The 23264-nt window shown below is 35.7% G+C and carries 13 protein-coding genes; 1 reads left to right on the top strand and 12 read right to left on the bottom strand.

What is annotated here, in order from left to right:
• Positions 1–79: 79 nt before the first annotated feature.
• From ACQKCJ_RS16680 to ACQKCJ_RS16625, 12 genes are all read right to left on the bottom strand, one after another.
• Positions 80–1888, bottom strand: a complete 1809-nt coding sequence (locus ACQKCJ_RS16680) for a glycoside hydrolase family 2 protein (RefSeq protein WP_427402477.1) — start codon at positions 1886–1888, stop codon at positions 80–82.
• Positions 1889–1928: 40 nt separating this feature from the next.
• Positions 1929–2816 (bottom strand): T9SS type A sorting domain-containing protein, encoded by an 888-nt coding sequence (locus tag ACQKCJ_RS16675; RefSeq protein ID WP_427402476.1) that lies wholly within the window; start codon positions 2814–2816, stop codon positions 1929–1931.
• Between the two features lie 285 nt (positions 2817–3101).
• Positions 3102–5519, bottom strand: coding sequence for a glycoside hydrolase family 2 protein (locus ACQKCJ_RS16670; RefSeq protein WP_427402475.1), 2418 nt, complete (start codon positions 5517–5519; stop codon positions 3102–3104).
• A 96-nt stretch (positions 5520–5615) separates the two neighbouring features.
• Positions 5616–6794 carry a glycoside hydrolase family 88 protein gene (locus ACQKCJ_RS16665; protein ID WP_427402474.1) on the bottom strand — a complete coding sequence of 393 codons (1179 nt, stop codon included), beginning with the start codon at positions 6792–6794 and terminating at the stop codon, positions 5616–5618.
• Positions 6795–6973: 179 nt separating this feature from the next.
• Positions 6974–8491 carry a RagB/SusD family nutrient uptake outer membrane protein gene (locus tag ACQKCJ_RS16660; protein WP_271335937.1) on the bottom strand — a complete coding sequence of 506 codons (1518 nt, stop codon included), beginning with the start codon at positions 8489–8491 and terminating at the stop codon, positions 6974–6976.
• 16 nt (positions 8492–8507) lie between these two features.
• Positions 8508–11510 (bottom strand): SusC/RagA family TonB-linked outer membrane protein, encoded by a 3003-nt coding sequence (locus ACQKCJ_RS16655; protein ID WP_427402473.1) that lies wholly within the window; start codon positions 11508–11510, stop codon positions 8508–8510.
• A 213-nt stretch (positions 11511–11723) separates the two neighbouring features.
• Positions 11724–15815: a two-component regulator propeller domain-containing protein gene (locus ACQKCJ_RS16650; RefSeq protein WP_427402472.1), complete on the bottom strand. Its 4092-nt coding sequence runs from the start codon at positions 15813–15815 to the stop codon at positions 11724–11726.
• A 278-nt stretch (positions 15816–16093) separates the two neighbouring features.
• A complete protein-coding gene (locus ACQKCJ_RS16645; RefSeq protein ID WP_427402471.1) occupies positions 16094–17731 on the bottom strand; it encodes a hypothetical protein in 1638 nt (545 codons plus the stop codon).
• Positions 17732–18084: 353 nt separating this feature from the next.
• Positions 18085–19269, bottom strand: a complete 1185-nt coding sequence (gene uxuA, locus ACQKCJ_RS16640) for a mannonate dehydratase (RefSeq protein ID WP_427402470.1) — start codon at positions 19267–19269, stop codon at positions 18085–18087.
• Positions 19270–19448: 179 nt separating this feature from the next.
• A complete protein-coding gene (locus ACQKCJ_RS16635; protein ID WP_427402469.1) occupies positions 19449–20261 on the bottom strand; it encodes an SDR family oxidoreductase in 813 nt (270 codons plus the stop codon).
• Positions 20262–20384: 123 nt separating this feature from the next.
• The gene (locus ACQKCJ_RS16630; RefSeq protein WP_271335943.1) at positions 20385–21047 is read right to left on the bottom strand and encodes a bifunctional 4-hydroxy-2-oxoglutarate aldolase/2-dehydro-3-deoxy-phosphogluconate aldolase; all 663 of its coding nucleotides are present in this window, start codon (positions 21045–21047) and stop codon (positions 20385–20387) included.
• 4 nt (positions 21048–21051) lie between these two features.
• Entirely contained in the window at positions 21052–21501 is a 450-nt protein-coding gene (locus ACQKCJ_RS16625) for a YhcH/YjgK/YiaL family protein (protein ID WP_427402468.1), read from the bottom strand.
• Between the two features lie 492 nt (positions 21502–21993).
• On the opposite strand from ACQKCJ_RS16625, the gene ACQKCJ_RS16620 reads away from it, so the two are divergent.
• A complete protein-coding gene (locus ACQKCJ_RS16620; protein WP_427402514.1) occupies positions 21994–23088 on the top strand; it encodes a LacI family DNA-binding transcriptional regulator in 1095 nt (364 codons plus the stop codon).
• Positions 23089–23264: the final 176 nt, after the last annotated feature.

The following is a 23264-nucleotide window of genomic DNA, read 5'->3' as shown; positions in this document are numbered from 1 at the left end:
AGTAAGTTAATAATGAATAAAAATCATACCATTGCACTTTGTTTTTTGTTAATGAATTGCTAACAGTTCTTAATTTTTATTATTCTTTTTTCTTCTTGGCATACCAATCCTGCATGATATAAAAAGCTTTCTTCTTATTACCATCGTTGGAGATCAGTCCTTTTCTGTTGTATCCGTCCTGAATTCCCGGAAGCAATCGTTTTGGAGATCTGAAATCTACCAGAATCCATGGGCTTAAACCGCTAAGATGAGGTATTTTTTCGATCATTTTCAGATTTTGAATATACAAGTATTCCTGATATTCCTCTGTCCATCGCTCGTTTTTTTCTCCGTGAAATCCTTGTTTGGCATCTCCGCCAAATTCAGAAACAATTACAGGTTTGTTATAAGGTGTATCCCAAAACGTCTTTTCGGCATTTTCTAAATTACCACCATACCAGCCTAAATATTGATTGAAAGCAATAATGTCAAGAGATTTTCCAATCTCGTCATCAATCATTCCAACTCCGTTTACATTGTGCGTCAATAACGCAGCACTAATTAATCGGGTATTGTCCAGTGATTTTGTATGTGTCACTAAATTTTTGATAAAAGTATTTCTGGCATCAGATATTGGAGTTTCATTTGCCATTGACCAGATAATAATGCAAGCTCTGTTTTTGTCTCTCGTTATGGCAGCTGTCAATTGATCCTGTGCATTTTGATATGTTTTTTCGTTGGTAAATTCAACTGTCCAGTACACCGGAATTTCTTCCCAAACCATTAATCCTAATTTATCGGCAAGTCTGATAATGTTTTCATTATGCGGGTAATGGGCCAAACGAACATAATTGCAACCCAATTCCTGAGCCCAGCTTAATAAGCGCAAAGCATCTTCCTCAGAATTGGCACGTCCGCCTTTTGCATTTTCTTCATGAATCGAAATACCGCGTAAAAAGATTTGTTTACCATTCAATAGAATTTTGTCTCCTTGTGTTTCAATTGTTCTAAAACCAATATTATCCTTTAGTTTTTGTCCGTTATAATCAATTATAACTTCATATAATTTTGGATTTTCCGAAGACCATAAGGAAATTTTCTTAGACGGAATTTCAAAATTTACAGTTCCGTCCGCACCAGCTTTTCCTTTGTAATTGATTTTCAATTCAGGAATAGAAACCGTTACCTGATTTTGCGTCGAATTAAAATTATTGATTTTTACGAAACCTGAAATCAAAGCGGTATTTCCTTTTTTAAGCTGAATGTTGTAATCTTCAACAAACGATCCGTTTTCCTCGATAAGAGTTACATCACGCGTGATTCCGCCGTAATTCCACCAGTCGGTATTAATTGTTGGCACATCTTCTTTATGACGGGTATTATCCACTTTAATAACCAGATAATTGTCTTTTGGTTTTACTATTGAAGTTACTTCATAATTAAATGGGGTAAAACCACCTTCGTGAGTTCCTAATTTTTTACCGTTTAAATAAACATCTGCTTTATAATTAATCGCGCCAAAATAGACAAAAAGACGTTTTTTATCCTTCAAATCATAATCAAATGATTTCTTGAACCAAATATTTCCCTCGTAATACTTTAGTTCCGGAACCTGCGAATTCCAGTCGCCAGGAATATTTATTTTAGGCGATTTATCAAAATCATATTCTACCAATTCCTGTTTGTTTACGGCATGATAATTATTGAAAAAAGCACCAGTCGATGGTTTTTCTTGTTTGTCATACTGATCAAGATGAAAGCTGTAGAAGCCCGTTTGATAAGGATCAATAATATAATTCCAAACGCCGTTTAAAGAAGTTGTCGTTCGGTTTGGAACATTTGAAATCAGGTTTTGTGCCTGCCCGATAAAGACAGTTGTTAATAGTAAAAGAGTAATTAATTTTTTCATTGGGTAAATTTTATTTTTTAATATTTTTATGCTTTCAGACCTACTTGTTTTTTTTAGATGAGGCAGCTAATTCCTGTATACTAAAATCCGAAAACCGGATGGTTTCGTCTCTCATATTGGAGATATCTTTCAAACTGCGGTAAATTCCCCATTTAGGTCTTATAAAAGAATTTGCTGTATAGGCAGTTCTCGTTTTCGAAGTATAGGCAGAACGAATCGTTTGAATATCAGAATTGCTATACTCCAATAAAACAGCCCCGTCGCTCACTTTTTTTATGGTTATTGCATATGTTCCTTGCAGACCAACTGTAATAGTTTCTGTAGCTTCAACCCAGACGCCTTCAAAAAGAGACATATCTATAGCTTGATATTTTATCATTTCTGTGGCTTGGTCTTTTACATAAATGAGTTCTAATTTGCTTGAACCATTTGGCATTTTTCTCAAAGTTAGCGTAAACAAAGGATTGCCTTCATCGCCATCTACCGCTTTAATCTGATGAATATGAGTAAAAGCCGAAGTAGGTTTAAATCCTACAGGCACTTTAAAACGCCATTTGTATTGTACTGTTTCGCCCCTTGTTCCCTTTAGATTATCAGGAGAAGGTTCGAATGATTTTATTTCGACACGTTGCCTGTCCGTCTTGCCCTTTACGGGTTCATTGTCGGGAGGTGTGTTGCTCACATGAAGGTTAAATTCGAAAACGTATTTTTTTAGATCGTTATCGAAAACTTCCGTAATATGGCGTCCAAAACTTGGGTGAATAGCATCCGGAGCTTCTACGGCACCGTTTTTTGTTCCTGGTGCTAATGCATTTGTAATTAATTCGTAAGTTCCAACTCCATCAGGACCGTCAGCATTTAGGGTTATTTGTGCGTTGCATGTAAAACTAGCCAATACAGCAATTCCGTAGAAGATGGTATTTTTCATAATTTATAATCTTTATTATTTCGTAGATTTATTCTCATTTTTGTCCTTTCTACGAAGGAGACCCGAGTGATAGCGAATAGGTGAAGCAAATCACACTAGAAATTCCGCAAACTATGTCGCCAATCTTTGTAGAGTTACAAGTGTGATCCTTCGTTCGTCAGGATGACAAGATTGTATATAAATTTTGCGCCTTTGCGCGATTAATCCCATCCGAGCATAAAATAATAAACCTTTGCGTTCCTTGCGTAAACCCTTGCGAACTTAGCGGTTAAACCGTTAAGCAAATCAATTCGCTATTTTCAAATACTCTCCTTTAAAACTCTGATTCAATGCTGTCATTTCAATTGGAATCCCGGGTCCGTCGGGTACTACTTCGATAGAAGCTTTACCGTTTGCCATTTTTATTGATTCGCTTCCCGTTGGAGTTCCCTGACTTTTCATGGTTTTTCCACCTTTTAAACATTGAAAATAAACACTTTCCTCATAATCTAAACAACGCAAATTATTATTATCAATTGCAATTGCAGTTACTAAATAATTACCGTTTTTTAATTTTTCAGATGACAATTGTAAAGATGTTGCCGTGTCATTTTTATTAAAGCGATAATTCACTTTTATAGTATCAGATACTTTTGTACCATTTTTGGTTTCTCCAATAGCAATCAGGATATTTTCACCTTTTAAGAAATTAACATCCCAAGTTAAGCCATTTGCAGGATATAAAGAAAGATTTCTTTGTTTTTGTCCCAACGATTTCCCCTGATGAAATAAAGTTACTTTGTCGCAATTACTGAAAACGCTCAATGTTCTTGGTGTATTTTCAGGTCCCTGACGTTCAGTCCAGGTATGTGATTCGATGTAAGTAAAAGGTTCATTGCTCCAATAACTTTTAAAAACATAATACGCATCTTTTGGATTCCCGTTACGATCTACAAGACCTTTTTGATTCATATACGGGATATCATCTTCAGGACGTAACGGTGTTGCAAAATCCTTAAATGCCCATTGTACATTACCCACGAACATTGGATCATTCTCGGATATATGCAAATGCCAGTCGAATAAATCAACAATATAATTCTCACTCCAATCGCCAATCTGAGCAATATTTGCCACTTTGGTTTGCACAATGGCTTCTTCCCAACCTTCGGCTTTTATGATGTTCTCGCCCGTAATCGGGTTTTCACTGTGACGTCCCACATGACTGTCTCCACCATATTCCGCATGAATAAAATGTTTGTATTCTTTTTTGTAAACGTCAATTGCTTTTTGGTAGTTTTTGTAACTTCCTGAATACCAACCTGACCAGATAGAAGGGGAGAAGACATCGACAATTTGTGAGCCTTCGTAATATTTTCTGATTGCCGTTTTTCGCGTTGGATCCATTTTATGGGCAATGTCGTTCAACTCAGTCAGGAAGACATTTGTTTTTTCAGTATTGTCTCCATCAGGAAAATCAGGTAACCAATTCATTTCATTACCCAAAGACCAGATAATGATACTTGGATGATTGTAGTTTTGATTGATGATTTCGGCCAGCATATTTTTGGTATTCGTTTGCCAGAGTTCACCACCAATGCCACCACGGCACCACGGCAATTCATCCCAAACCAGTAAACCCAATTCATCACAGGCTTTGTAGATTTCAGGATCTTGCGGATAATGCGCGAGACGCACAAAATTAGCGCCCATTTTTTTTATTGATTCCATATCGGCACGATGTTGTGCATTGCTCATCGCAGCACCAACTCCGGCGTGTTCTTCATGACGATGTGTACCGCGAATCAGTAATCGTTTTCCATTCAGATAAAAAGGGCCATGGTCTTTGAATTCAAACCATCTGAAACCTACTTTTTCGTTTACGCTGTCTCTGATTTGGTTTTTCTCAGATAAAAAAGCGGTCACTTTGTATAAATTTGGATTCTCAGTATCCCACAATTCAGGATTTTTCAGATTGTCAAATTTGATAGTGGTTGTTTTATCCAAAACCGGAACCGTTTTACTGGCAATCTTTTTTCCTTTTGGATTTTTAAGAACCACGGTTAACGATAAGGCCGCTGTATTATCAGGATTTACTGTTGAAGCTACAATATTTAAAGAAGCTTTTTTAGCCGAAACTTCAGGAGTTGTAATTTTTAGGTTCTCAATATGATTTTTGTATTTAGACAATAACCAGACATCGCGGGTTATTCCGCCATAAATAAAGAAATCACTTTTTTGAGATGGAATAACTTCAATGTCATAACTGTTATCCACGCGAACAAAAATGTCGTTACTTCCTTCTTTAATGAAATTCGTGATATCAATCGTAAAGCCAATGTAACCCCCAATATGTCCGCCGGCTTCTTTACCATTTACATATACTTTTGTGGTTACATTCGATCCCTCAAAGTACAAGTAATAACATTTGTTCTGATCTATTGGAGCGATGTTCAGCTTTTTTTGATACCAGCTTGCATCACGTCTGTAACCCGGATTGAGATCTGTTGCATCTTCCGCATTCCAGGTGTGTGGTAAATTTAATGGAGTCCAATTGGTAGCTTTTTGCGCTTCGCCAAGATTTGGTGTATGATTTTCCAGATACAGCCAATTTTCATTGATATTCATTTTTGTCTGAGCAAAACTGCTGCTCAGACAAATTTGAAAAAAAACAAAAAGAGCAAAAATAGAAAATGTAGTATTGTGGTACGGTCGATTCTTCATAGATTATTTTTTTTAAGGTTCAAAGTGGCAAAGGCTCAATGGTTTAAAGGCTGAAAACCTTTGTCGCTCTGTAACTCTGTACTTTTGGACCTCATTTTATTTTCTTCTTAATAATGCTTCCAGAAAATAATAGTCGGCATAGATTATAGGTTCGTCGATTTCATCGTGTTTTGGCCAGTTTCCTGTACTATGGCCGAATATAAAAGGCGCGTTTATTTTTGGGTCTAAAATGTATTTATCTGATTCTAAAGTCGCGATTACTTTATCTGCATAAGCCAGATACGTTTTGTTTTTAGTGTAACCGTACAATTCATACAAAGCAGAAGCCATAACGGTTGCAGCAGATACATCACGTGCCGAATTTGGAATAGCAGGATCTCTAAAATCCCAATATGGAATTCCGTCTTCTGGCAAATTTTTGTCTGTTATAAAAAATTGTGCAGTAGCCTCAGCTTGTTTCAAATACGCAGGATCTTTGGTATATCTGTACGACATTGTAAATCCGTAAACTGCCCAACCCTGACCACGTGCCCAAACCGAATCATCATTGTATCCCTGAAGCGTAGTTTTCTTTCTCACGGCTCCGGTTTTAGGATCGTAATCGATCACATGATAGCAGCTGTTATCTTCTCTAAATTGATTTTTCAAAGTGGTGTTGGCGTGCTGAATCGCAATATCCTGATACTTTTTATTACCGGATAGTTTTGTTGCTTCAAAAAGCAATTCGAGATTCATCATGTTATCAATAATTACAGGATAATCCCAAATGTCTTTGTTGAAATCCCAAGAACGGATTGCACCAACTTTTGCATCAAAACGAGTACATAAAGTCTCAGCACCTTTGATGATAACGTCTTTGTATTCTTGTTTGTTTTCTACTTTTAAAGCTTCGCCATAACTGCAATATACTTTGAACCCTACGTCATGAGAATTTTTGTTTGCGCTTTCTTTTTTGCTGAAAGGAGTCCATTTTTCAGCTTGCTTTTTATATTCCGCATTACCTGTTAGTCGGTACAATTGCCAAAGATTTCCGACAAAGAATCCGCTGGTCCAGTCTCTTGAAGGAACTTTTTTGATATCATTTGTTTTGATGGTCATACTTCTTGGCATCGACATCGAATCTACCGGATAATCGAGTAACATTTTGTATCGGGCTTCCAGAAGATCTTGTGCTGTTGCAGATGTATTTTTTGTTGTAGAATTAATCCCGGATTTGCACGCTGTTGCCAGCAGTGCAAACCCAAGAATTAAAGCAAAAAAACTAACTTTATTCATACTTATTAATTGTTTTAATTAAAAATTGAGAATTAAAAATTGACAATTCTTTTGTGATTTCTTCTCCATCAAGATGATAAAAAATGTGGATAAAATGGCATTAAAAATTAAACACATAGTGATTAGAATAATTACGATTTCATTTTTTTTTAATTTTTAATTCTCAATTTTTAATTTATTTAATATCCAGGGTTGTTCGGTTTTAAATTAGGATTGATCGCTAACTCAGTTCCCGGTAATGGGAATAAATAATCTTTTTCAGGATTAAAATTAGCGTGCGGCTCAAAACCATTCGGACCAAAAACCTCAGGACCGTTTTTCAATCTTTTGATATCGTACCATCTCACATATTCGAAAGCCAATTCTAATCTTCTTTCATCAATAACCATTTTTTTGAAATCAGCCTGAGATAATCCCGGTGTTACATTTGCAGGAAAAGAAACCAGTTTTCCGGCTTTGTTTCTGGCTCTTGCACGTACTCGGTTTACATAACTGTCAGCTTCTGTAGTTCCCGGAGTAATTTCGTTTAAGGCCTCAGCAGCAGTTAGCAGAACTTCGGCAAAACGCATGGTAATATAGTTGTGTTGAGAAGTTCTTCCGTTGGCACCTGCTTTTCCCGGAAAACGGAAATACTTTGCAATATGCGGACGTGGCGCTTTCTCGTTATCACTTGACGGGAAAATTTGTAAAGCTCCTCCGGGACCGGTTTTCTTTCTGATGATAGTATCAAAGCTTACCGCTCTTCTGTAATCTCTTTTGTCCCAGTCGTTAAATACTTTTAAAGAAGGAACAGCAACCGAAAATCCTTGTCCGTAACTGTAACTGTCATCTTTTAGGGAACCTGTAAAGAATGCCGTATAATCCTGACCGTAATTTCCTGAAACTAAATTGTTAAAGTCAATTGTAAACAAAGGTTCTTTGAGAGTCGACGCTTTTGTTGCATTGAACAAATCCTGAAAATCAGCATCTAAACCTAAGCCAAATTTGGCTTCGTTTGTAATAACAAATTTAGATTCTTCATACGCTTTTTGGTAATTTCCTAATGTCAGATAAACAGATGCCAAATAACCTGCCGCGGTACCTTTTCCGGGAACAGCTTTTACTTTAGGTTTATCCTCGAGCCATTGTTTTGCAAATTCTAAATCGGCAATGATTTTAGGATATATCTCTGCTTCTTTGGTTCTGCTTAATTTATCGACCTGAGAAACTTCGTTTACGGCGAAATCAATGTAGGGAACATCGCCAAAAATACGTACCAAATGATAGTATGTAAAAGCTCTCGTAAAATAAGCCTGAGCTACAATTGCATTAATTTTTGCAGGATCTCCCGGAGTTTTTTTAGCACCGGCTATTGCCTGATTTGCAGCTGCAATAATGATATACGATTGTGGCCAGAAGTTGGCAACAAGTGCATTGGTATCGTTCATATTCATATCGTTTACATCGATACGTGCAGCCTGAGTAGTTCTGTCGCCAATATCTGCCATGTCATCACGCAGCATTAGAGCGATTGTAAATTCTCTTCCCCAATAATTATTGTGGGCGATGTTGGCAAAACTTCCGTTTACAGCGGCCTGTAAGTCATCAGTATTTTTGAAGAAGTTTTCAGGACGAATAATTCCCACCGGATGTTCTTCTAAATCTGAACATCCAAAAGCGAATATTCCCAAGAAAAGAAAAGCTATATATTTTTTCATAACGTTATTTTTTAAACTAGAATTTTAAATTAAAACCAAAAGTGAAAGTTCTTACATTCGGGTAACTTCCATAATCCAATCCTAAATTGGTATTACTTCTGGAATTAGTATCATTTAAGTAATTTACCTCAGGATCAGAACCCGGATATTTGGTAATGGTCCATATGTTTTGTGCACTGATGTAGAAACGAACTTTACTTAATCCCATTTTTGAAACCACTTTGTCGTCTAAGCTATATCCGATAGAAACGTTTTTTAAACGGATGTAACTTGCATCATAAACAAATCTTGAGGTAACTCTTTTGGTTCTTGCTGCATTTATAGGCACGTTTGTATCTGTGTGAGTTGGTGTCCACGAATCCAGTACTTCTGTAGTGGCATTATTATTTCCTGAAGCCAGTTCCATTAAAGTATAATTTAAAATTTGGTTGCCTTCTGAACCTTGAAAGAAGATATTGACGTCGATGTTTTTATAAGTGAAATCATTATTCAATCCAAAAATGAAATCAGGATTTGGATTTCCGATAATTGTTTTATCGTTTGAATCTAATTTTCCGTCACCATTTACATCTTTGAATTTTTCTCCTCCGGCTATGGTTTCAAAATTCCCCGGAAGAACTGTTTCTCCCTGCTGAATCACACCATCATACACAAACCCGAAGAATGACCCAACTGGTTGTCCTACTCTTAAAATTTGAGAATCTGTAGCAAGGAAATGACCAGGTGTAGAGTTGATTAAAAGATCTTTGTTATCTGCCAATTTCAATATTTTGTTCTTGTTCGAAGAAATATTAAAACTCGTTGACCATGTAAAATCTGCCCCAATAAAGTTCTTGGTATTAATACCCAATTCCCAGCCTTTGTTTTCTAATTCTCCAACGTTTTGAAGCTGAGAAGCAATTCCTGAAACTCCCGGTAAAGGTCTGTTGAACAAAAGATCTTTGGTAATTGTTTTATAATAATCAGCTGTAACGCTGATTCTGTTATCAAATAATCCTAAATCAATTCCGTAATCTTGCTGATAGGATGTTTCCCATTTCAAATTCGGATTGTTTATAGCAGTCAGTTGCACTGCATTTACAATAACGTCACCACTTACATCATACACTTCAGCAAATTTAGAAAGCGTAGAGTAGGCATCAATAGACGGATTTCCTGTTGCACCATAACTCGCTCTTAGTTTAAGATTAGAAACTGTTTTATTGTCTTTTAAGAAGTTTTCTTTGCTAATATTCCATCCAATTGCTCCGGAAGGAAAGGTTCCATATTTGTAGTTTTCACTAAAGCTAGAAGAACCATCACGACGCGCTGTAAATGTAAACAGGTATTTATCATCATAATCAAAATTCAACCTTCCAAAAGCAGAAATCAATTCTGTTTCAGACAAACTTGATTCCGGTTTCAGGTAAACCGTTCCGGCGCCTAAATTATGATAGGAATTACTATTTGTCAAAAATCCTCTTGAAGCAGCATAAGCACGCTCGTTTTTATTTTTTTGATAAGAGTACCCTCCAAGAACCGTAAGGATTCCCTTGTTGATAATTTCACGTTTAAACGTCAAATAATTTTCTGTAAGGAAAGAGGAAAATCTGGTATTGTTTATAGAAGCTTCTCCTTTGATATTTTTTCCTGCTATCAAAGTGGACGGAATATATCTTCCGGTTTGCGAATTATTATCGGTTAAACCTAAAGTAGTTTTAAAATTTAAGTCTTTAGTAATTTGATACGATGCAAAGAAATTACTTCTGTTTACGATTGAAATCGTTTCAAGAATATTTTCCATCGCCGTTGCATACGGGTTGTCAATATCATCACCAATTGGGGCTGTTGTAGTATAACTTCCGTCTGCATTATAAATTCCTTTGTCCGGCATAAATCGGTATGCTGATGCAATTACACCTGCAGCACCTGTTCCTCCGGCACCAGTCTGGCTGATAATCCCTTCTTTGTTTTGTTTGCTTTGAAATAAATTCAGTCCTACTTTAAACTTATCCGTTAAATCAGCTTCAAGGTTACTGACAATCGTATACTTATCGATACCGGAATTGATTACAACACCGTTTTGATTGAAATAGTTTCCGGAAACATAGTACCTGATTTTATCAGAACCTCCTGAGAATGATAATTGTGTGTTCGAAATCATTCCTTCGCGATAAATTACATCTTGCCAGTCTGTGTTAGCACCACCATCTGTATGTGTTGTAAAACTTTTTCTATAGGCTACAAATTGTTCCCCGTTTAATAAGTCTAATTTGTTGTTTACAGATTGTACTGAGGTTGAATTACTGAATTCAATGACCGGTTTTCCTGGTTTACCTTTTTTGGTCGTCACCATAATAACCCCGTTCGATCCTCTGGATCCGTAAATTGCCGTTGCTGATGCATCTTTTAGAACCTCGATAGAAGCAATATCACTTGGTTGCGGCATTGCTACTCCTGCAAAACCGTCAACAACAATAAGAGCGTCTCCGCTTGCGTTAATGGATGTTCCGCCACGAACCCTGATTTTTACAGGAGCTCCCGGTTCGCCACCATTATTTGATTGTACTGAAACACCCGCTGCACGACCTTGTAAAGCCTGCTCAGCACTTAATGTTGGGTATGCCGTTAATTCTTTTGCCGTTACAGAAGATACTGAACCGGTTATATCGCTCTTTTTACGGGTTCCGTAACCTACAACAATTACTTCGTCAAGATTTTTGGTATCCGGTTTTAAACTGACATTGACTACGGTTTTATTTCCCAACGGAATTTCAACTGTTTGAAATCCTACATAATTAAATACCAGGACAGCGTTTTTCTCTGAAACGATGACACTGTAGTTTCCATCCATATCCGCAGATCCTCCAACAGAAGTTCCTTTGATATAAACATTGGCACCAGGAAGTCCCATTAAGTCTTCGCTGGAAGTTACTTTTCCGGTGACTTTTCTCTCCTGTGCATTTACAACAATATTTACCAGTAAAAAAGCTACCAGCAAACACCATTTAAGCGATTTGAAATTTTGGTTTGTGAACATTCATTTTGGTTTTAGGTTAATGTTAGATAAAATAAAAAATCAATAAACTCATTCCTATTATGATTATTACAAATAGAATTTGCAGTAATATGAATTTGGTTTTTTTGACTTTCATAATGGCAAATGTAACAGTCGCAAACGATATAGAAATACAAAAAAGGGTATCTAAAAATACAGATACCCTTTTTTAATCCCTTTAAAATAACGAATTTCCTAAAAAACTACGGAAGATTTGAAAAACTTGTCAGCAAATTGTGTTGGTGTTTCTCCGTACTTTTTCTGGAAACATTTACTGAAGTATTTCGGATTATTGAAACCTACTTTATAACTAATTTCTGAAACGTTTAATTTATTTTGTTCTAATAATTGAGCCGCACGTTTTAATCTTATTTCGTGAATAAATTCGTTTGGCGTATAATTGGTCCAGGCTTTTATTTTTAGAAACAACATGGTACGGCTGACACCTAATTCTGTACAGAAAAGCGGAATATCGAATTGCTCGTTTGAAATATTCTCCTCGACAATTTTAAATGCTTTTTTCAATAGTTCTTCATCTAAAGATGAAACGGTAATTTCTGAAGGAATAAAACTATCCTCACTTGAAAATTTGTTTTTCAAACGTTCACTCGAATTCAGCAGGTTTTTAACGCGAAGTTTAAATTCAGTTAGATTAAAAGGTTTACTGATGTAATCATCGGCACCACTTTCTAATCCTTCAAATTTATAGACTAATGAAGTTCTTGATGTTAATAGAATAACGGGAATATGACTCGTTTTTAAATTTTCCTTGATTTTAGAACAAAGCTCAGTTCCTACCATTTCCGGCATAATAACATCGCTGATAATTAGATTTGGCAAATGCTGTAATGCTTTTTCAAAGGCAATTTTTCCGTTTTCGGCTTCAATAATATTGTAATCTTCTTTGAGTAAATTTTTCATAAAAGATCGCAGCACTTTATGATCTTCGACAATCAGAATGGTTTGCTTTTGGTCGTTTACTACAAAATCACCAATATCTTCCGGTTCCGTTATTACAGTTGTTTCCAATTGTGCGGTATATTGATCGATATCATCACTAATTCTAAAATCGGTAATAATTTCGTTGTCTAAAAGATGCGCTCTGCCTAACGGAAGTATGACTTTAAAAACAACACCTTCAGTTTTTTTATTAGTAACATCAATATCTCCCTTGTGGAGTTTTACGATGTTTTTGACAATCGAAAGTCCAATTCCAGTCCCTTTATTATAATTTTTCTGGACGTTGTTGTGCATTGGGACTTCAAAAAACAGATCGAAAATTTTGTCAATATGTTCCGGTGCAATTCCTACTCCTGAATCTTCTATTACGATGAAAAGATGCTCATTGTCATGCGATATTTTAAGATGGATGTTTCCGCCTTTTGGAGTGTATCTAAAAGCATTTGAAATCAGATTATAAAAAACACGTTCTAATTTATAGCGATCAAAGTACACGAGAATTTCTTCTTCAGAAGATTCGAAAGTATAGTTATAGCCGCCATCTTTGGCATATTCTATAAAAGATAAAAAGATTTCTTTAGTAAATTTCACGATGTTTCCTTCAGCAGATTCCAGTTGTACCTGATGATTTTCGAGTTTTCTGAAATCCATTAAGCGGTTGATCAGACCTAAGAGATGATTGGCACTTCCTTCAATCACCAATAGTTTTTTATACATTTCATTCGTTCCGTTGTATTTGGATAAAATTTGTTGCAAAGGACCTAATATCAACGTTAATGGTGTTCTGAATTCATGAGAAATATTAGTGAAAAAATCCAGTTTAGCGAGATTATTTTCTTCAATTCGTTTGGTTTCCAGATATTCTAATTCCAGTTTTTGTTTCAGTCTGGCTTTTGATTTCATGATCCAGATCAAGCCGTACAATCCTAAACCAATTAGGATTCCGTACAATAAAAACGCCCAGATACTGCGCCAGGGAGCTGGTTTTACGATAACAGTCAATGTTGTTGGTACTTTATTCCAAACGCCGTCATTGTTGGCGCCACGAACTTCAAAAGTATACGTTCCGGGGTTCTGAATGGCAAAAATAGCTTCGGTACTTTTGGTCGTCGTCCAGTTATTCTCTAATCCAACCAAACGATAGCTGTATTGATTGTTTTTGGATCGAATATAATTGGGAATTGCAAAATCTATGGAGAAATTTGCCTTATCATAATCCAATGTAATCGTTTTGGTATACCCAATGCTTTTTTCTAAAATCCCAATCGAATCATTAGGCTGAATGGTTAGGTTTTTAATTTTTAGATTAGTAATTAATACTTGTGGGGCATATCTGTTCAGCGAGATTTTCTTTGCATCGAAATAGGTTGCTCCGGACGGACTTCCGAAATAGAATTTATTCGAATCAAGTTTTAAAGCTGCATTATCATTAAATTCATTACTCGCCAAACCATCTTTTTGATCGTATATCACAACGGTCTTTTGTGTTGTACTGTATTTTATAATTCCCTGATTGGTACTGATCCATAGGTTTTTATCATCATCTTCAAGAATAGAATGTATAGAGGTAATGACTGTGTTTCCTACTTTTAGATTTATTTTGTTGAATTTTTTTCCATCAAAATAATGCAAACCTTTTGCTTTTGTTCCCACCCAGATTTTCTTTTGCGTGTCCTGAAACAATGTCAGAATATCATCTCCTGATAAAGATGCCGAATCAAAGAAGTAATGTTGAATTGCATATTTATCCGGATTAAAATTGTTCAGTGGGATATAATTCAATCCATTTTGTGTTCCTACCCAAATGCCTTTTTTTTGATCGACCAAAATAGTACGGACAATTGTATTACTGAGATAATTGGCTTTTGTATTATCATTTTCGATAGTTTCAAAGGTTTTAGAAAGGGTGTTGTATCGAATAAGTCCTTTGCCAAAAGTACCAATCCAGATGATCTCATTTCCTTCTGCTTTGATAGAATAAACGCCGGATTCTTTTAGCAAAGCATTCAAATCCGGAGTAATTCTATTGTCCTCAATTCTTTTTGTAATGGTATTATAAGCCGATAATCCTTTTAGGAAAGTCCCAATCCATAAAATATCTCCCGAAAGACACATCGATTTAATATCATTTTTAACGGTTTGACCGCTTTTACTGTTGATGTAGCTTATTGCTTCGGTATTCTTATTGTAAATCGTAATTCCGCCACCTTCAGTTCCAAAATAAATATTGTGGTTTTTATCAGCTATAATAGAACTCACAACATCAAAACTCATTGGAATCTTTTTTGAATTCTGATTGTAATTGGAAAAATTCACATTCGAAATATCCCAAATATTAACGCCTTTGTAATAACAGCCAATCCATACAGAACCTTTTCGATCCATATAAACTGATTTTACTTTATCAATTCCGTTGCTGTTGTTGCTATTGTTTATTTTTTGAATGCTATTGTCTTTTCCTAAAATATAGATTCCGTCATAAGCTCCAATCCATAAAGAACCCTGACTGTCAATAGCCAAAGAGCGAATATCTGTATTGATTTCACGGTATTTATCATCAGGCAAAAAAGAAACAAAAGCATTAGATGTTTTGTCGAATTTCAAAAGACCTTTGTTTTTTGTTCCCACCCATAAATTTCCAGAAGCATCTTCAGTAATCGCCTGAACGTTGAGAAGGTCAATATTGTTTAGCGGATAATTTTTAAAGGATAATTTTCCATTTTTTCGATCTGTAAGCTGGCATAAACCTTTGGTTGTACCAATCCAGATTTCTCCTTTTTTGGTTTTTAGAATGGTAATAATATTGTTGCTAGGAACTGTTTTAGTATCTGTATCTGAATGAAATACAGAGGTAAAAAGTTTTGTTTTTTTATTATAAACCGTTAATCCTTTTGAAGTACCAAACCACATTTCATTGCCAATTTCCTTAATCGACCAAATGGCATTGCTGCTTATGGTGTGATTGGTTTTGGTGTGTAGGAATCGGGTAAAATTGTTCGTTACAGGATCATAACAATTAAGTCCGTTGTAGGTCCCAACCCAGATTTTTCCTGTATTATCTTCTTCTATAGATAAAATATCATTGTTGCTGATCGAATGTTTATTGGTAACATCATTTCTGAAAATTGTGAATTTACTTCCGTCATATTTATTAAGTCCATCACGCGTACCAAACCACATCTGACCAAATTTATCCTGATGAATAGCAATGACAGAACTTTGCGAAAGCCCATCTGTAGTAGAGATATTTTTGAGACGATATTTATTTTGGGAAAATATATTTCCGAAAACAGATATGATTAGGAGTAAGGCTATTTTGTATTTCATAGCTTCAAGGTTTTGGCCACAAAGCCGCAAAGGCACAAAATTTTTTAAGTTTTATTTGTCATTTCGATAAAGGAGACCCGAGCGATAGCGAACAGACGCAGTAAATCAAACACGAAACTCCGCATAGAAAATCGCCAATCTTTGTCGAATTCCTATTGTGATTTCTCCTTCGTCGAAATGACAAACACTACGATTAATAGTTACTTACAAAACTTTGCGCCTTCGCGCCTTTGTGCGATTAATTTATTAAAAAAAACTTTGCGCCTTCGTGGCATAAATTACTTCAAGCGCCTTTGCAATTGATAATCATACAACGAAGGAATTTTATCCATTGGTGTATTTAGAAATTCAATATAAGGGTCAGGTTCATATTTCACTTCGAATTTAGCGTTGCCATTCACACCAATTATTCTTGCTAATGGTCCGTCTTTCATTCCATACAATAAAACTGGTTTTGTGATTTCGGCTGGTTTCTCCACCTGAACATTCAGGTTCCAAAATGTGCTGAATGGTCCGTGTGAAGGTTTCCAGTAATCAGCTCCACCACCGCCAAACAGGTAATAACTATTGTTTTTATCAGGTGTTATATGCACCGTTATATGATCGAATAAGTTTTGATGATTCGCCCCAGAATGCTGATCTAAAAGTGCATCAGCAAAAATCTCGCAATCCTGATACACATTTTTAGTAGCAAAAGTGTTGAAACTTAAAGGATGGACTGCTTTGTTATAGATTTTCAAATTTTTTACCAATACGTTATGCACGCCACCCAAAGTAACTGTATAATGTGACATATGAGGCCCATCTGTGGTGATATCCTGAACAGTTACATTTGAGATTTCTTCGCCTAGAATTCCGCTATCAGCGTTGGTGATGGTAACATCCTTGATCCAGCTATTAAAAACACGTGTCAGAAATATGGCATTATTTCCCGGTTCGACATGATGTGCGACCCTTGGAATATCCGGAAAAGTAAAACGAAGATGTTCGATTCCAACTTCAGTCAAATGTTTCCATTCGACCAATTGCGCCTGATAACTTGGTTTTATCGCAATTGTCAAAGGTGTTTTAATCGTTATTTTTGAGTTTGAAATTTTAGTTATTTCAACCTGTTGCCTTACAATAGGCAGTTTTGGAAATTTCCAGTGATGAGAACCCGGTTTTACATTTGCGCCTTGATATAAATCCTTGATGATTTCGCCGTTTTCACCGTCTTTATTGAACAATTGCAATTCGACAATATCGCCAACTTTCAATCCTTTTAGATCAGAAACATTGATGGTATGTTCGCCCATATTTCCCGAGATCACTTTAGCCAAAGGATTTGAAACAGGTTCGTATTTATCAAGATATGATTTTACGCGCTCGCCGGGAATTTGCGTCCAGACGATTCCACCGGACCATGCGTATTGAGAAAAAGGCAAATCGACATTGTTTTCCGGTTCGCGTTGTCTTTTATCAAATGTGGTCAGATATTCCCTAAGTTCTGCTAACGATTCCGGATCTTTGAAATACATCATTGGTCTCGGGCAATAAATTTCTGTTCCTGTTTCGCCAGAACCTGCACCGCGAAGTACAAAATTGCTTCTTTCGATATACAAAAAATCACTCAGAATAATACGTCCGGCGGGTAATTGCAGGATTACATTTCCATCGACAGCATTTGCTGCTCTTACGGCTTTCAATAACGCTTTCGAATCATCAAGACCATCATTTGCTTTTACGCCATAATCTGTTGCGTTGATTATTTTTCCCTGAACTTCAGGAATGTTTTTTTCTCCAAAATGATAACCGGCATAACTAAAATCCGGTAAATAATTAGTTTTCTTGTCTGCTAGTATTTTAGGAGTTTGCTGTCCAAATACAATACTATTTACAAAAAGACTGCAACAGATCAGAATGGTTTGATGCTTCATGGTTTTGTGGTTATTTTGGTTAGTTAGTAGATTTGCGACTAAGACACAAGGTTTTTTTGTTTCACGCAGATGGTGCAGATTTAAGCAGATGCACGCAAATTTATTTACTTATTTTTTAATTAAATCTACCCAATCTGTTTCAATCTGTTTCAATCTGTTTCAATCTTTTTAAATCTGACTTTAGGATAAACCTTTCAACCTTTTAAAAGGGAGTTGCATTTAAAAAACAGCCACGAATTCATGAATTATTCTAATCAATTAAGCGCAATCATTCGTGAATTCGTGGCTAAAAACGTATCATCCGCGTCAAACAAAAACTTCGTGTCTTAGTGTCTTCATGGCAAAAAAAACTATTATAGCGATTTCTTAATTCCCATTTCAAGGCCTCTTAATTCAGCTAAACCTCTTAAACGGCCAATAGCTGAATATCCCGGATTGGTCTTTTTATTCAAATCATCCAGCATTTGGTGTCCGTGATCAGGGCGCATTGGCAAATGGCTGTTATTTCTTTTTTCGACTTCAATAATTGCTTTCACCACTTCGTACATGTCAACATCGCCTTCAAGGTGATTGGCTTCGTAAAAGCTTCCTTCTGCATCTCTTTCGGTACTTCTTAGGTGAATAAAGTTCATTTTATCACCGTGACGCCTTACGATTCCCGGTAAATCATTATCAACTCTTACACCATAAGAACCAGTACACATTGTGAATCCGTTTGATTGTGATTCAGCGGCAGCCATTAGTTCAATTAAATCTTCTTCGGTACTTACAACTCTTGGCAAACCTAAAATAGGGTAGGGAGGATCGTCAGGATGAATCGCCATCAGAACTCCTTTACTCTCGGCAACGGGAATAATTTCTTTTAGAAAGAAGAATAGATTTTCCTTCAGTGCTTTTCTGTCAATATGATTGTAGCCGCTTAAAGTAATCAGGAATTCTTCTACAGAATACGCCTCTTCAGCACCTGGAAGTCCAGCCAGAATGTTTTGCTGTAATTTTACTTTATCAGCAGCTGTCATGGCTTCGAAATAGGTTTTTGCTTTCTGAATTTGTGTTTCAGAATATTCTTTTTCTGCTCCCGGTCTTTTTAAAATATACAATTCAAAAGCCGCAAAAGCATTAATATCAAAACGAAGGGCTTTTGATCCGTCTGCTGTTTCATAAGCCAGATCAGTTCTGGACCAATCTAAGACCGGCATGAAATTATAACAAATGCATTTTATACCGCATAAAGCCAGATTCCGAATACTTTCTTTGTAGTTCTCAATATATTGAAGGTAATTTCCGGTTTGTTTCTTAATGTCTTCATGAACGGGAATACTTTCTACAACTGACCATGTTAAGCCTGATGCACCTTTTTTAGGATCGCCATTTTCATGTTCGATTTCAACTTTTCGTTTTATAATCTCTTGGATATCCCAAACTTGCCCGTTCGGAATGTGGTGTAATGCGGTTACAATTCCGGTTGCTCCGGTTTGCTTAATATCTTGTAAAGAAACCGGATCGTTTGGGCCGAACCATCTTAACGTTTGTTCCATTTTTATTTATTTTTTTATTTACCTGTAAGATTTTTACAACCCTACGGATATTATTATTAGTTAATGTTTAGGAGCTGTTTCCCGCTATCTGTTTCAAACGGAGTTTACTGAACTCCACTCAGCCTGATAATACAATATGAGCCATCAAAGAATTGAAATGTCTCTGTAAAATAGAATCTTTAAATACTTGTAGCGGCAAATCCTCCGTCTACTTTTAAGATAGTTCCTGTAACAAATTTTGACATGTCGCTGCATAAAAATAAAAGCGCTCCATCGATATCTTCCGGTGTTCCAAATCTTCCCATTGGCGTATGCTCGATGATTTTTTCGCCTCTTGGTGTAAGTTTTCCTTCCGGAGTCAGCAATAAAGCACGGTTTTGCTCTCCTATAAAAAATCCCGGAGAAATAGCATTTACACGAATTCCTTCGCCATATTTAGAAGCCAGTTCAACAGAGAGCCATTGTGTGAAATTATCAATTGCAGCTTTAGAAGCTGAATATCCCACAACTCTTGTTAAAGGCCGTTGTGCTGATGCTGATGATATGTTGATAATGTTTCCTGATTTTTGTTTGGCAAAAAGTTCCGCAAATACTTGCGATGGCAACATTGTACCTATAATATTCAAGTCGACTACTTTTTGTAAATCATCCACTTTCATATCATAAATTGCCTGATCCGGACTAATTGTCGCTCCAGGCATATTTCCGCCCGCGGCATTGATTAAAATATCCAGACGGCCGTATTTTTCTACGATAAAATCTTTTGCTTTTTCCAGTTCTTCTTTGTTCAGGACATTTGCCTGAATCGCAAAAGCTTTTCCGCCATTTTTTTCTATTGTTTCGACCGTTTTATTGGCTTTTTCAATCGATTGAGAAACAATGCCAATAGTAACGCCTTGTTTTGCCAAAACGTTTGCAAAGTTTCTTCCTAATACACCTGCACCACCTGTAATGAGTGCAATTTTTCCTTTTAGATTAAATATTGAATCCATATTGAATTTTATGATTATTATAATTTTCTAACAGATAAAGAGATTATTTTAAATCTTAAAAAGATAAGATTGATATAAAAACAATGCTTGTATGTGCAGAATTTAAATTTTACTCAGAGTTAATTACTTTCTTATTGTCCCGACAATTTCCAGCATTTTTTTAGTTTCATTTTCGATTATGTCGTAATCCTGTTCATCCATGCGCTTTTTACTAATTAGTTTGCTTCCTAATCCAACAGCAGAAGCTCCGGCAGAAAACCAACTCTCAATGCTTGCATGCGTAGTTTCTACACCGCCGGTTGTCATAAAAACCAATGATGGGAAGATATCTTTTATACTGCTTAAAAATTCCGTGCCTAAAATATTTCCAGGAAAAAGCTTGACAAGTTTTATTCCGGTATTTTCGGCTGCGATGATTTCTGTAGGCGTCATGCAACCGGGAGCATACAGCACTTCTTTACTCTTTAAGAAATCAGCTACTTCAGGTACAAGACCCGGGCTGATAAAAAAGTCAGCTTCTGCGGCATGAAATTCCCTGGCCTGTTCCAGATTTTTAATAGTTCCGATGCCTAATAGCATGCCCGGAAGTTCAGTATTTCGGGCCTTAACCATTTTTTTGAAGTTGGATAAAGCTTCAGAACCTCTGTTGGTATATTCTACAGCTCTGATTCCTGCTTTGTAAAGCGTTTTTAAAACCTCAATACTAATGTTTTCGTCTGTGTTAAAATACAACGGAAGTATTCCTTGTTTTGCAATAACATCAATACTGTTTTGAATACTGCTCATAACTTTAGATTTTTACTTTAATAACAATTTTTTTGATTGTTCCTTCGCCTATCATGGCAGCATGAACATCATCGGGAAATAAAATGGCAAACTGTTTTTCCTGTAACTCAAAAAACATATCAGGTTTGTCGTAAAAAAAACGAACATCTCTTTCGTCGCTGTAATCCCCGTTGGGACTGATACATTTTTCTCTAGGTTTCCAGGCAAAAGTTTCCGGTCCTATTATCGAAATCTGAATGTCAATATTTTTATCATGACATTCAAAACCCTTTATGCTTTCTTCCTTAGTTGCGCCTTCGCCAACAATTACAATTACTTTTAATCCTTCTGCAATTTCAAAAGCTCCTTCTTCGAGAGTACTAATATCAGTTTGCTGAACATAATCAAATGCTTTTTTGAAATTAGGATGAAGGCTGAAATATTTTGCAGCGTTTTGTAATGAATCCACAATCATTATATTTGGTTTTATGTTTTTATTCTTTTGTGTTTTTTATGCGCTAAAATTTGTTTTTATCTTATAAATCTGTAGGGATAATGATCCTCTAAAATTACTTTGTCTTCAATTAAAAATATTTAAGTATTAATTTATATAACGTATGTCAACTATCTGGTGTTTAAATATAAATAGGTATAATGTCAGTACGATTCAAAAATTAAATCATTTTCGTTTTTATAGTACTGAGAATGTTTGTTTTGTATATTTTATTATAATTATATAATCTCTTTATATAAGTAGTTTCAACTCGCTGTTAAATAACTGTTTGATTTGTATTTTTGTACTATTTATTGCTTTCTTTTTTTTATTTCAAATGCATATAAATCCCTTAAAAGCGAAAAACTAAATAATTTTTCTTTTAAGTTGTGATTTTTTAGCACACATGTGTATATTTGCGTGTACGCACACGGGATTTTACAAATGTATATAAAAAGTTAGGTAAAACAACTTATATTTGATAAAAAAAATAATAATTTCGAGAGGTTTAAAGAATCATTTAACTTAAAAATAATCAATATCATAACGATAAAAAAAATTGCCGAACTTGCTAAGGTTTCTCCGGGAACAGTTGACAGAATTATCCATAATCGCGGGCAGGTTGCTCAGGAAAATGTACATAAGGTAAATGCTATTATAGAAGAATACGGTTACAAACGAAATATCCTGGCAAGCAATCTTGCGTTGAACAAAAAGTTTCATTTTGCAGTATTTCTACCGCAATATGAAAATCTGGAATATTGGAAAAGTCAAATTGCAGGAATAGAAAAAGCCGCAATTGAATTTAGTAAATTTGGAGTTGTACTGGATTATTTCTTTTATGATTTTAATATTGTTTCGTTTAAGGAGTCTGTTCTCAAAGTATTAGAATTTGAATGCGACGGATTATTGTTTGCGCCTATTTTTTATGAAGAATCGGTTCGTTTTCTAAAGGAATATGAAAAGAAAAATATTCCGGTTGTCATGATCGATTCGAATATTTCTAATAATGATGAACATGCCTATGTTGGTCAGGATGCTTTTCAGAGTGGTTATCTGGCGGGAAGACTTATTAGTTTTGCGGTAAAGAATGAAAGGCAAATTTTGATTTTTAAAATTACCAGAGAAATAGAAAGTACTTCAGTCTATTTGCAGCGCATTGATGGGTTTTATTCGTTTTTTAAGGATCACGAAGAACTTCAAAATTTTAAATTCTCAGAAGTTACCATAAAAGATTCCGGAATCGATCAATTGAATCTGGAAATGTTTTCCGGAATAAATAGCGTTTTTGTTCCTAATTCGCGGGCATATATTGTCGCCAGATTTTTAGAACAAAATAACATAAAAGGCGTCCGGATTATTGGTTATGATTTATTAATAGAGAATATTGAATATCTTAATAAAGGTGTAATTGATTTCTTAATTAATCAACGACCGGAAGAGCAGGGGTATATGGGAATTAATCATTTGTATAAAAAATTGGTCTTGCAGGAAGCTGTAGACAATACACATTATATTCCGCTGGAAATTATTTTGAAAGAGAATTATTTTCCTGCGCGAAAATCTTAATAGTTGGCCTACGGATTTGCGCGGATTTTTTATCATTATTATAATAGTAAACCCGACAGGTTTTTAAACCTGTCGGGTTTGTTTGTTGTGTGCCCAGCATGGGCGATAACTCTAGGGTGTAAGTCCCGAACACGCCTTTACAGTGGGAAGTGTTAGCTGAATGCAAGGGTGTCCAT

It is taken from the genome of Flavobacterium sp. NPDC079362, assembly GCF_050267765.1.
In the GTDB taxonomy this organism is placed as follows: domain Bacteria; phylum Bacteroidota; class Bacteroidia; order Flavobacteriales; family Flavobacteriaceae; genus Flavobacterium; species Flavobacterium azizsancarii.
Note: the sequence above shows the minus strand (reverse complement) of the source record. Positions and strands in the feature narration are given on the sequence as shown.

What these genes read in the sequence shown, in the direction of transcription:
- ACQKCJ_RS16630 (WP_271335943.1), bottom strand. Translation starts at nt 21,047, where the DNA reads ATGAGCAGTATTCAAAACAGTATTGATGTTATTGCAAAACAAGGAATA.
- ACQKCJ_RS16665 (WP_427402474.1), bottom strand. Translation starts at nt 6,794, where the DNA reads ATGAATAAAGTTAGTTTTTTTGCTTTAATTCTTGGGTTTGCACTGCTG.
- ACQKCJ_RS16650 (WP_427402472.1), bottom strand. Translation starts at nt 15,815, where the DNA reads ATGAAATACAAAATAGCCTTACTCCTAATCATATCTGTTTTCGGAAAT.
- ACQKCJ_RS16645 (WP_427402471.1), bottom strand. Translation starts at nt 17,731, where the DNA reads ATGAAGCATCAAACCATTCTGATCTGTTGCAGTCTTTTTGTAAATAGT.
- uxuA (WP_427402470.1), bottom strand. Translation starts at nt 19,269, where the DNA reads ATGGAACAAACGTTAAGATGGTTCGGCCCAAACGATCCGGTTTCTTTA.
- ACQKCJ_RS16660 (WP_271335937.1), bottom strand. Translation starts at nt 8,491, where the DNA reads ATGAAAAAATATATAGCTTTTCTTTTCTTGGGAATATTCGCTTTTGGA.
- ACQKCJ_RS16675 (WP_427402476.1), bottom strand. Translation starts at nt 2,816, where the DNA reads ATGAAAAATACCATCTTCTACGGAATTGCTGTATTGGCTAGTTTTACA.
- ACQKCJ_RS16670 (WP_427402475.1), bottom strand. Translation starts at nt 5,519, where the DNA reads ATGAAGAATCGACCGTACCACAATACTACATTTTCTATTTTTGCTCTT.
- ACQKCJ_RS16680 (WP_427402477.1), bottom strand. Translation starts at nt 1,888, where the DNA reads ATGAAAAAATTAATTACTCTTTTACTATTAACAACTGTCTTTATCGGG.
- ACQKCJ_RS16635 (WP_427402469.1), bottom strand. Translation starts at nt 20,261, where the DNA reads ATGGATTCAATATTTAATCTAAAAGGAAAAATTGCACTCATTACAGGT.
- ACQKCJ_RS16625 (WP_427402468.1), bottom strand. Translation starts at nt 21,501, where the DNA reads ATGATTGTGGATTCATTACAAAACGCTGCAAAATATTTCAGCCTTCAT.
- ACQKCJ_RS16655 (WP_427402473.1), bottom strand. Translation starts at nt 11,510, where the DNA reads ATGTTCACAAACCAAAATTTCAAATCGCTTAAATGGTGTTTGCTGGTA.